At 66.7% G+C, this 10,205-nt stretch carries 6 protein-coding genes, 1 tRNA gene and 3 pseudogenes; 6 read left to right on the top strand and 4 right to left on the bottom strand.

All coding sequences use genetic code 11. The features are described from left to right. Positions 1–127 precede the first annotated feature (127 nt). From HUA78_RS17340 to HUA78_RS17330, 3 genes and pseudogenes are all read right to left on the bottom strand, one after another. Positions 128–628, bottom strand: a pseudogene (locus HUA78_RS17340) (AT hook motif domain protein); the annotation flags it as partial. Between the two features lie 400 nt (positions 629–1,028). Beyond that, positions 1,029–2,279 (bottom strand): hypothetical protein, encoded by a 1,251-nt coding sequence (locus HUA78_RS17335; RefSeq protein ID WP_174466139.1) that lies wholly within the window; start codon positions 2,277–2,279, stop codon positions 1,029–1,031. A gap of 1,135 nt (positions 2,280–3,414) precedes the next feature. After that, positions 3,415–3,500, bottom strand: a tRNA-Phe gene (locus HUA78_RS17330). 264 nt (positions 3,501–3,764) lie between these two features. Between HUA78_RS17330 and HUA78_RS17325 the strand changes: the two genes are divergently transcribed. From HUA78_RS17325 to HUA78_RS17300, 6 genes and pseudogenes are all read left to right on the top strand, one after another. Beyond that, positions 3,765–5,003 carry a hypothetical protein gene (locus HUA78_RS17325; protein WP_174476744.1) on the top strand — a complete coding sequence of 413 codons (1,239 nt, stop codon included), beginning with the start codon at positions 3,765–3,767 and terminating at the stop codon, positions 5,001–5,003. Between the two features lie 445 nt (positions 5,004–5,448). Then, positions 5,449–6,024: a transposase gene (locus HUA78_RS17320; protein ID WP_254623750.1), complete on the top strand. Its 576-nt coding sequence runs from the start codon at positions 5,449–5,451 to the stop codon at positions 6,022–6,024. A gap of 170 nt (positions 6,025–6,194) precedes the next feature. Beyond that, positions 6,195–6,584, top strand: a complete 390-nt coding sequence (locus HUA78_RS17315; protein ID WP_174462871.1) for a hypothetical protein — start codon at positions 6,195–6,197, stop codon at positions 6,582–6,584. A 124-nt stretch (positions 6,585–6,708) separates the two neighbouring features. Next, positions 6,709–7,032, top strand: a complete 324-nt coding sequence (locus tag HUA78_RS17310; protein WP_174466141.1) for a hypothetical protein — start codon at positions 6,709–6,711, stop codon at positions 7,030–7,032. Then, positions 7,032–7,346: pseudogene (gene tnpB / locus HUA78_RS46455) on the top strand (IS66 family insertion sequence element accessory protein TnpB); the annotation flags it as partial. The gene HUA78_RS17310 and the pseudogene tnpB, both read left to right, overlap by 1 nt. 83 nt (positions 7,347–7,429) lie before the next feature. Further along, positions 7,430–8,901: pseudogene (locus HUA78_RS17300) on the top strand (IS66 family transposase). A gap of 393 nt (positions 8,902–9,294) precedes the next feature. Here HUA78_RS17300 and HUA78_RS17295 read toward each other — a convergent pair. Then, a complete protein-coding gene (locus HUA78_RS17295; protein ID WP_174468728.1) occupies positions 9,295–10,152 on the bottom strand; it encodes an SMI1/KNR4 family protein in 858 nt (285 codons plus the stop codon). Between the last annotated feature and the right edge of the window lie 53 nt (positions 10,153–10,205).

The following is a 10,205-nucleotide window of genomic DNA, read 5'->3' as shown; positions in this document are numbered from 1 at the left end:
ACACTCGCAACTGGACGCCAGCAGGCCCCGTCCGTCTCGGCCCCTCTCCGAACCTCACCCCGGCCGTGCAGGAGTTGAAGCGCATCGGCTGAACCCTCTCACGCGACATCTACCTTGACGCTCACCGGTTGTGCTCCTTCGCGTAGTTGGCGACGAGTGAGGTCGCGACACCGAAGCGCTCGGCCAGCTCGCGGTACGAGGCGTAGCTCGTCATGGTGGAGCCGTCGGGGAGCGTCTTCACGTCGCCGAAGACGAGGGCGCGGTCCAGCTCCTGGCGCGGGAGAGCGGGCTCCTCGGACTTCCGGGGGCGGCCCGTCTTGCGCTTCGGAGGTGGGGGCGGTGGTGCTTCGGTCGGCGCGGGCGTCTCGGCTGGCTGCTGGCCCGCGAGGAGGCGCTTGCGGCGGCCGAGGCAGTCGTGCTGCTGGGCGTACTTGGCGACGGCGCTGTGGGCGACACCGAAGCGCTCAGCCAGCTCGCGCAGGGAGGGGAAACGTCTCTTCACACGGCCCCGCGTGGTGGGCACCTCCTCGCCTTCCACGAGGAGTCTGTCCACCTCGTCATGGGGAAGCCGAGGGCCTTCGGCCTTGGTGGGGCGCCCCAGCTTCTTCGGGGGCTTCTTCTGGGCCATGCCTTCCCTCATGGACTGGTACAACACCGAGCACCGACATTCGGCCATCCGCTTCGCCACTCCCGACGACAGGCACTTTGGTCGTGATACGGCACTGCTGGCTCGACGCCACGGAGTGTACCAGCGTGCCCGAGCCCGTCACCCCGAGCGCTGGAGTCGCGGCACGCGCGATGGGACGCCGGCGGGCCCCGTGCGCCTCAACCCGGCTCCCAGCCTCTCTCTCTGCTTCTGCAGGAAGTGCGGGGCGCAGGCTGAGCCCTTTCACGCGACAACTCCCTTGCCGCTCACCGAGACCCTCAAGCCTGTCTCCATGCCTACTTGAGGGAGCAGCCACGCCCGCCGGGGCCCGTTCAGCCGGCCCTGGCGGTGGGCTTCGACTCTTCAGAGACGGGAGGCGGACTTACGGGGCGTGGTCCGGATCCCCGGGGAGGCAGGGTTCCATCTTCTCGGGGGGAACGAGGAAGCGCTCCTCGCGGTCCAGATGCCGGGACATGCCCGGCGTGCCGAAGCCAATCTGGCCGCCGTCATAGATCAGAACCGCCCAGTCGTTCTGCGACACGGGGTACACATCCGTCGCGACGCCGTTGCGGTTGAAGTCCAACGCAATGGTGTTGAAGTCGTATTGGCGGTTGTTGTTGAAGTCGACGAAGTCGGCTGCGGAGAACATCGCCACCTGGGCGTTGTTGAAGCGCAGCCCGTAGTACCTAGCCAGTTCCGACCCGGTGGACGGGGCGACGGCCGCGAACGCGGTGAGCTCATTGACGGCCGCCTCGTTGATGGAATCCACGTGCACACGCGAGTAGTCGAGCGCGCCGAACGTGCCGCCCAGTTCGAATCCATAGAACTGGTATTCGTAGTTCATGATGCTCAGGTAGTTGGGCTTGTAGTTGGCCTCGTCATTGCCACCGTGGCGCAGGCCCAGGTTGTGCCCCAGTTCGTGCATGAAGGTGCCGGCCTGCTGTTGCTCGGTGCCGTTGAAAGAGCCCAACGTCATCAGGAAGTCCTGCGCGGGGAGGCCGCGCGAGATACCGCTGGAGAAGTTCCCGTCGTACTGGTGCGCGAACACCGCGTAGTGAAAGTAGGGCGCGCGGGCGGCGGCGAAGTACTTATTCTTGATGACGTCGAATTCCGTCCACACGGGGCTCAGGTTCATGTCCGCGTCCGCGGCGGCGATCTGCTGATCCAGCAACAGGTGGAGCGTGATGCCTGTAGACCCATCCGGATTGCTCACCGGCGCGCTGGCGAAAGCCGTGATGACCTTGTCCAGCGTGGCCTGGCTGGGTCTGAGGTTGGGGTAATAGTCCACCTCCACGAAGATGTCCTTCTTGCGCGCGTTGGCGCCGAGGGCACTCAAATCCAAGCCGCCGAAGCCGAACGTCTCTACGTAGTCGCTGAGGCCATCCCCATCCGTGTCAGCCTTGTTGGGATCGGTTCTCAACACAGCCTCCACGATGTCACAGATGCCGTCACCGTCTGCATCCAGTGAGGTCAGGAGGCAGCCGACAGGGAGCGGGAGAGGCACTGCCGCTGCCACCACCTCAGCCTGGCGGGTGCTGCTCTGTTCCAGGGCCGGAGGGGCCGCTTCGCCACAGGCACTCAAACCAAGGAAAGCCAGAGCGGCTGTCAGCAGACGCTTATGAAGGTGCGGCATTGTCGTCCTTTGTGTCAAGGATTGGCGTTGCGCCAGTCGCCGACATTGTCGCTGGATGCGCATGGAATTGGAACTGGCGTTGTTAGTATTGAGCGGCTTCCGCGGGGCTGCTCGTGTCTGGCCAGAAGTACTGGAAAAAGACATGTGGGCCGTCACGCTTTGTGTAGCGCTTTCGTTCCAGACTCCGACATCAGTCGAGGGACGTCCGCGCTCCAGGCACGAGCCACGTCATGCTCGTGTCCTGGCCCGCACGAAGTGGTGGTAGGCGCTGGCCACGCTGGCGCCGCTCGCCTTGCGGATGCCCTTGATGGTCGTCGCCGCCCACCTCACCCTTCACGGATTGCGAATCGCGGGCCTTGGGCATGGGAGGCCAGAGTCGCAGAGGACCCCGCTGGCAGTGGTTGTTCCCGGGGCTGAGCGAGGATCGGTGGCGCTGCGAGAGTTGGGGCCGCCGGGGAGGCAGGGCAGGAGCGCGCTGGTCGGCCCTCCGTAGGGGCCGTTCACGCTTCGCGCCTTCCCTGCGGAAGCCTGCAAAGCATGTAAGAGACGAAACCGGAAAGCAGAGAGAGCGGCCGTCCTGGAAGCCCTAGAGCGGAGAAGTGAGACTCTCAGGGAATTGTGTTAACCGGTGCCCCAACGGTTAACAGCACCTGTTAACCGCTCTCGGTTGTTCTCTCCCCAGATCGGGCGAAAGAGAGCCCCAGAAAGCCCAATCCGCGGCCGAATGGATGGGCAATCGCGTTCTGCGTCGCAGCGCGTAGAGAGTGTCCTCTGAATCGTCGTGGGGTGAAAACTCTTGTAATTCAGGGGCTTAAGCGCGAGTGTCTGGCGCAATCCATCGCGCGACTCGTGTTAACCGAAAAGGCCCTGCCAGTTTGCAGGGCCTTTCAATCAGCTCCCCAAGAGAAACTCTGCGCGAACTTGTTCTCGGCGTCTCTCTAAAGAGTGCGACGGGAAACATGAGAGACATCCTGGGGTTGGATGAAGTCAGGAAAATTCGGGGTCCGATGGGTGGGCCGCGAACTTCTGTAGACAGGCTTTGCTCCTGCTCCTTCTGAGCCAGGTCTTGCTGGTCTCATTGTGCGATGGCTCGTGATGCGATGTGGCAGCGAGCACCAAGCTACGTGCTTGAGTATGGGGACGCAGGGAGTTGAACCCAGAAGGCCCTGTCGGGCCCGGGCTCTTCAGACCCGCGCGTCTTCCCTGGCGCTCTGCGTCCCCTGAGGGGCAGGCGCCCTGAAAGCCGAGGGGCCAGGTCCCCCGGATGGGAGCCCGGCCGATGCATGGCTTGGCGCGCTTGGTGGCGGCATCCTTTCGAGCTTCAGGTGGTCCGAAAATCCCAGAGCATGTCAGCTGGGCGAGCATGGTGTCCCACCCTCCGCCACCGACCCCTCGCACGCAAATTCCTTTAGTTTCAGTGACGCATGACGCGTTCGCCTTGGGACTTGACCCCACCACAGCCAGCACGCACACAATCTCGCTTCGATGTCACTGAACGATCTACTTACCGCGCTTCGTGGTCCCTCGGGCCTCGGCCCGCCGCCGGGAGTCGCGCTCGCGGCGGTGGCCGGCTGTGAGTACCTCCCGCCGAAGAAGGTCGCGCGTGCCGATCTGCAGGCGCTGCGCGACCTTCTGCCCGCGCTGCCCGACGACCTGCGCGACGGCCTCGTCGCCGTCAATCGCATGCGACTGCGCTGGCCCGGCGGTCAGATTCAGCTCCAGGCGATCAAGGCGCTGGTGGACGCGCTGGTCCGGCACGTCGCGCACCCGACGCAGGACCCGCTGCTTCGCGAAGGACTGCTCCCGCTCGCGTGCACCTCGCATCGTGGGCACTATGTGCACACGTGCGCGCGATTCGTGGAGGGCAGCTATGAGCTCGTGCTCGCGCTGGACACGAAGCGCTGGACGCTGCCGTTTCGGCTGGAGGAGTACCTCGCGCTGGCGATTCGTTGCGCCGGGGCGCCGTTATGGCCGCTACTCGTCGCCGAGGACGCTCGCCGCGAGCTCGGACTGACCGGATCATTCGAAGCGCTCGAGCGAGAGGTCGCCGGGCTCCTGGTGGCGACCTCGCCGGGGGTCGACTGGCACGCCGAACTCGCACAGGCCGTGGCCGGCCGAGCATGGATGCGACCGGAAAGGCCCGGGAAGGGGCGGCTGCTCGTGGATGGCGGCGCGCCGATGTCGAGCGAGATGATCGCTGCGCACCTGATTCTCGGTCATCCCGTACCGGCGGGTGTGCTGAACTTCTATCGGCAGCTCGACGGGACCGTCCTCTCGTGGCGCAGAGACGGCCTGTTCGCGGACTCACGCATCTCCGGCTATATGGACCTGTTCTGGCGCAAGGAGTCTCTCGTCGCCAAATACCTCGGAGACAGTCGGCTGAACGGGCGCCCCGAGGGAAAGTACCGGGTGCTCGTCTACGGCGAATACCCAATCTTCATCGATATGGCGGCCCTGGACCTCTATCCGCTGTATCACTGGAACTACTCCGAACGGTCGCTTCATCGCATACGCCTGACCTTCGATGAATACATGCTCAGGTTCATGCGCTGTGGCGCCGTCCAGCGCTGGGAGCGGCTGTTTGCGGACGGCTTCGCGGCGGACACCCCTGTGCAACAGGACATACTGCGTGCCGTTCGAACGGTCTGCCTCGACCAGGAGCTCGAGAGCTTCCTGGCCCCCACGGCGCGAGCGGACCGCCGGGCCGTCGCTGCGGCGCTGTGACAGAGGCTCCGGCGGATGCCGGGCCCAGCACCATCGCCCGCGCCGCACCACCGGGACAGGCGAATCCGAGAGCACGCCTCCGAGCGTGCGATGGGTGTGCCTACCCCAAATTCGGTCGCTGCGTCATGAGTGCGTCAAAATGTGCGTCATGACGTGAGCGATGCGCATGACGAGCCGCTGGGTCCTCTTTTCCCTTTGATAGAGGTCGGAATTGCGCCCGGCTCAGACGCCTCAATACCTCTCTGGGTCGTGTCCCTATAAGTGTGTAGATGTCGAGCAGGGGCGAGCGGAAAAGAGGGAAGCTCCTCGGTGAAACCAACCGAGACGGTCCTCCTTTGGCGAGGAGGCCGAGAAGTTCCCCGCCGTGGACGATACAGACTTTGCCGCGCCCTCGCACGAGGAGGTGCGCACCGACGTGCGAGCCCTCTTCCTGGGAGCCATCCGCATGACGCTGGAGATGCTGCTGGAGGAGGAGATTCGAGGCCTGGTGGGCGCGGGGCGCTGGCAACAGGTGGCGGGGCGCAAGGACCAACGCAACGGCAGCTACCTGCGAGGCCTGCTGACGTCCATGGGGCACCTTGAAGTGGCTGTGCTGGAGGCGACCTTCAAGAAGCGCGGGTCTTCGATCCACCCGAGCGCGGAGAAGCGCGGGATTGGAGGGCCGCGCATCAACGCTCGAGGTGCCGAAAACTGGCGGCAGGGGAGCCTTGAGCCACGCTGGGCGGCAGAAGTGGACGAGATGAGCGACCTGGAGGAAGGCCAGGCCGCCGGACAAATGGAGTCGCCACCTCTCCGCGACAGACAGCAACAAGAGGCGCCCGTGTCACGAAAGCGTCCACCCGGAGGCCCGGGTGCACGAGCTTCGAGAGCGAGAGTGCTGTCATTGCGGGGAATTGTTCTGGCTCTGTCGAAGGTGCGACAGGGGCCAAGCCTACTGTCACGACAGGTGCCGCACGCTGGCCCGCAGAGCGCAGTGGCGCAATGCGAGCCGTGCCTATCGGGCGAGCCTCAACCCTTCTGAGGTGCGCCGTGATGCGGCGGCCCGCAAAGCAGCACAACGCGCACGGCAGCGAGTGCGGAAAGTCACACATCCAGGTTCAAGCCAAACGGAGGCGGGCGTAACAAAAGCCGCACGTGTGCCCCGCGAGCCGGATGCGCCGGCCGCCAGGCGCCGTCTGGAGGTGGCTCTCTATGTCTTCACCGCCGCTGTGGCTGACGCTCGAGGCGCATACCCCATACACCCAAATCCTTCTCTCCGTGCCCAAGCGGGGCACCGTCCTCAAGGCCCGCCTGCCACCCGTACCAGCGATGACTCCAGCCGTGTCCCTGCTGGTGGAGTCTCTCAGTGCCTGGTACGGCATGCCCCTCTACGCTGTCGTCGATGCCGACGCGCAGGAGGCCCGCCTCCAGCCTGGGTTGTGGGCGAAGCTGTTGGGAGACCTGGCCTTCAACCCCAACATCGCCGTCGAGTGGACGTCTCTGCAGTGCCCACCCCCGCCCCGTGACAGGTTTCTCGAGTGGGAAGGCTTTGCGTCGGCCCGGCGGTTGCTCACCCGCGCGGCGACGGGGCAGCAGCGATGATTTCGCCTGAGATTGGCGCTGAAATGAGACGCCTTGTAACCGACCGACGGCGGGCGTCCTGAGTTGAGCGCGCCTTGCGGGTTCTTGGGGCATGCGACGACCCAATCCGGATGAGTGGCCGAAGTTGGTGGAGGAATTCGAGACGAGTGGGCTGCAGCAGAAGGAATTCGTGGCCAAGCACGACCTGCCCTTGGGCACGCTGCAGTACTGGCTCTACAAGAAGCGCAAGAAGCGGGGCCTCCGGGCGTCAGAATTGGCTGCCGAATCGGTCGCCGCCTTTCTCCCTCTGGAGGTTGTAGCGTCGCCCGCGCCGCAGGCGCAGGAGAGCTTCTTTGAAGTCGCCACCGTGGGCGGCCTCGTGCTGCGCTTCCTGGTGGGCGCGGACACGGCCTACGTCGCGCGGCTCCTCGCAACCCTCGCGAGTGCGGGCACGGCGGCGAGCACCTGATGTTGCTACGGCTTCCTCGGACGGTGCGCATCCTGCTGGCGCGAGAGCCCGTCGACATGCGCAAGAGCATCGATGGCTTGGCGGCCGTCGTGCGCATGGCGTGGCAGGAGGACCTCTATGCGGGCCACCTCTTCGTCTTCGTGTCGCGCCGAGGAGACAGGGTGAAAGTCCTCAGCTGGGACGCGGGCGGCTTCGTGCTGACGTACACGCGACTGGAGAAGGGCCGCTTCAAGGTGCCAACCATCGGCGAGGAGTTGCTCGGCGCCCAGCTCGATGCCACCCAGCTGTCGATGCTGCTGGACGGCCTGGACGTCACGCACGTCCGCAGGCCAGCCAGGTGGGCGCCTCCAGAGAGCGTCGAGAAGGTCTCCACCGGGCAGCTTGTTTCCCCGGAGCGATGGCAGAAGAGCCCCAGGAGGCGCACCGGTGCGACTGGCGAGAGAGCGCCGAGCGGCTCGAGGCTCAGAACGCCCACCTCCGGGAGCGTGTCGCCCGACTCGAAGCCCAGCTTGCTCAGCTCCAGCGTGCCCTTTTCGGCAAGCGGAGCGAGAAGATGGCGAGCATCCAGGACGAGCTCCGGCTCGCGTCAGGTGACTGCGCCGGGGCGCGGGCCGCGACGCTGAAGCTGCGCGAGCAGCGGCGCCAGGCGCGCGCCTCCCTTCCCGCGCGCATCGTCCACCATCGAGTCCCTGCCGCCGAGCGTCGCTGCCCGGCGTGTGGCGGCACGGACTTCAGGCGCCTGGGCCCCGGCAAGCGGACGGGCGTCCTCGAGTACGTCCCGGCGCGCCTCGAGCGACAGGTGCACGTGCAGGAGACGCTCGTATGCCGGTGTGGGCAGGGCATTGTCACGGCCATGGCGCCCAAGGCCCTCGAGCAGGGCCACTACGGCCCCGGGCTGCTGGCCCACCTGGTGACTGCGAAGGTGTGCGACGCGATTCCCCTCTACCGCCAGGCGAAGGCGCTCGCACGCGCGGGTGCCCCTATTGCGCGCACGACGCTGTGTGACCTCTTTCATGCCGTTGCAGCTGCCACCGCGCCGCTGTCGGCGCGACTGCTCGCCCTGGTGCGCCAGGCCCCCTTGGTGCGCGCGGACGAGACGCCGCAGCGCGTGCTCGATGAGGGCAAGACGCGCCGGGCTTACGTCTGGACCTTCCGGACCGAGCGCCTCATCGCCTACGTGCACAGTCCCAGTCGCAGCGGTGCGACGCCCCAGGCCGTCCTGGGCGGCACGCGCGGCTACCTGCTCGTCGACGGCTACACGGGTTACAACCGCGTCACCCTGCCCGAGGGCCGCACGCGCGTGGCGTGCTGGGCGCACGTGCGCCGCAAATTCTTCGACGCGCAAGCCACCGCGCCCGAGGCCAGGCACGCGCTCGACTTCATCCTGGCCCTCTACCGCGTCGAGCACGAGGCCATGCAGCGCGGCGTGCTGGGAGGGCCCGAGCACCTGGCGCTGCGTCGTGAGCGCAGTGCGCTGGTACTCGAAGCCTTCGCCGCGTGGCTCGCGGAGCAACTGCCCCGGCACCCGCCGCGGGGGCCAATGGGGCTCGCACTGCGCTACACCCAAGGCCAGTGGGCGGCCCTCTCACGCTTCCTCGAGGACGCCTCGCTGCCGCTCGACAACAACGCCTCCGCGCGGGCCCTGCGGGCGATGGCCTTGGGCCGCAAGAACTACCTCTTCGTCGGCAGCGACGAGGCTGGCCAGCACCTCGCGGGGCTCGCGTCTCTCGTCGCCACGTGCGAGGCCAACGGCGTCAACCCCGAGGCGTACCTGGCTGATGTGCTGCTGCGGCTCGGCTCGCATCCAGCTTCCTCCTGGACGAACTGCTTCCGCACCGCTGGTCACCGGCGCCAGCCGACTCATCCTGAATGGCCGCCTGCGTCTGGTGCTCGCAGACATCGCTCAAGTCGGCGCGGCGACCAGGGCCATGGGCCACCGCGAGGGGCGGTGGTGTGCCCCCAGAACGCCCGCCGTCGGTCGGTTACCGCCGTTCTCAGCACTGCTGGGCAAAATCCCTTGGAGTTCAGGGGCTTAAGCACGAAGGCCCCGGGATGTCATCGCGAGGCCCGTGCTAAACAAAAAAGGCCCTACCGGTTGGTAGGGCCTTTCAAGTAGCTCCCGCGACCGGCTCGCACGCGAGGCCGCAGAACGGGCACGCGGTGGACGCGCATCGGATGTGACGTTGGCAACCAGCACAGGTGCGAAGGCCCATGGACCGAGGCTACCGGTGAACCGTGGTGGTTGTCATCGAGCCGCCGACGTCAGGCGCGAACGACGCGGCCTCGGTACACGCCCAGCATGCTCAAGTCGTCGGGGGCGCGCGGCGGGCGGTCCTCGAGCGTCCATGCGTTGTCGAGCAAGAGGCCGTCCACGCTGGATGCGACGGTGCTCGTGTCTTTCAGCGGGCCGCCGATGGCCCGCGAGGCCACCGCGAGCGCCTCCGGCTCCCAATCTTCTGCTCCTGAGAATCCCCACACCCACCGATTGGCGTCGACCTGAACATAGAGGTTCCAGAATGGGCGCATCGCCGCGCCGAGGGTGCACACGACGATGGCGTCGCCGACCCCCAGCGCCCCCACGTGGACCGCGCACTCTCGGCTCCACCCGCCGATCCGCATCAGCGCCCCCTGCTGTCGAACCGGCTTGCTCTCCCAGGTGCGCAGTGCGCGGGCCACGAGTGCCGCGAGCGAGGGCGCCCAAATGGGGCGCGAGGCGTCGTCGTGTCGGTACTCGACCAGCGGGCCGGCCTCGGTTCCCGACAGCACATACGCGACGTGGTCGCCGTTGCCCTTCGTGAGCACGGGAACCCAATGTTCGGAGAACCGCGCACCGTCACTGTCGGGCCCGAGGAGAAACCGACGGGTCGAGATCGCCTCGACGCAGCCCATCATCGAGTAAACGCTCGAGCCATCGAACGACACCCGCGCGGTCCCATCGTGCCAGCTGAACAGGGCGCGAAGGTCGCCTGGCAGCGCCGTCCCGATCTCGGCCTCGAGCCCGGCCAGCTGCTCGGGCGCAGCCGGCGGTAGGAACGAGGCGTGCCCCCCGGGGTCGGCGCGGCGGATGGCCACATCGAGGCGTTCGAGAGCGCGGGCGAGATCCTCGGGAGGCTGCGGCATCGAACGACGTCACCACCGGAGGGACGCCGCGTCAACGATCTCCGCGAACCAGA

The organism is Myxococcus sp. CA033 (assembly GCF_013336625.1).
In the GTDB taxonomy this organism is placed as follows: Bacteria; Myxococcota; Myxococcia; order Myxococcales; family Myxococcaceae; genus Myxococcus; species Myxococcus llanfairpwllgwyngyllgogerychwyrndrobwllllantysiliogogogochensis.
This window is presented reverse-complemented; position numbering and strand designations above follow the sequence as displayed.

Coding starts and splice junctions, on each gene's coding strand:
- HUA78_RS17335 (WP_174466139.1), bottom strand. CDS start 2,279: ATGCCGCACCTTCATAAGCGTCTGCTGACAGCCGCTCTGGCTTTCCTT.
- HUA78_RS17325 (WP_174476744.1), top strand. CDS start 3,765: ATGTCACTGAACGATCTACTTACCGCGCTTCGTGGTCCCTCGGGCCTC.
- HUA78_RS17320 (WP_254623750.1), top strand. CDS start 5,449: ATGACGCTGGAGATGCTGCTGGAGGAGGAGATTCGAGGCCTGGTGGGC.
- HUA78_RS17315 (WP_174462871.1), top strand. CDS start 6,195: ATGTCTTCACCGCCGCTGTGGCTGACGCTCGAGGCGCATACCCCATAC.
- HUA78_RS17295 (WP_174468728.1), bottom strand. CDS start 10,152: ATGCCGCAGCCTCCCGAGGATCTCGCCCGCGCTCTCGAACGCCTCGAT.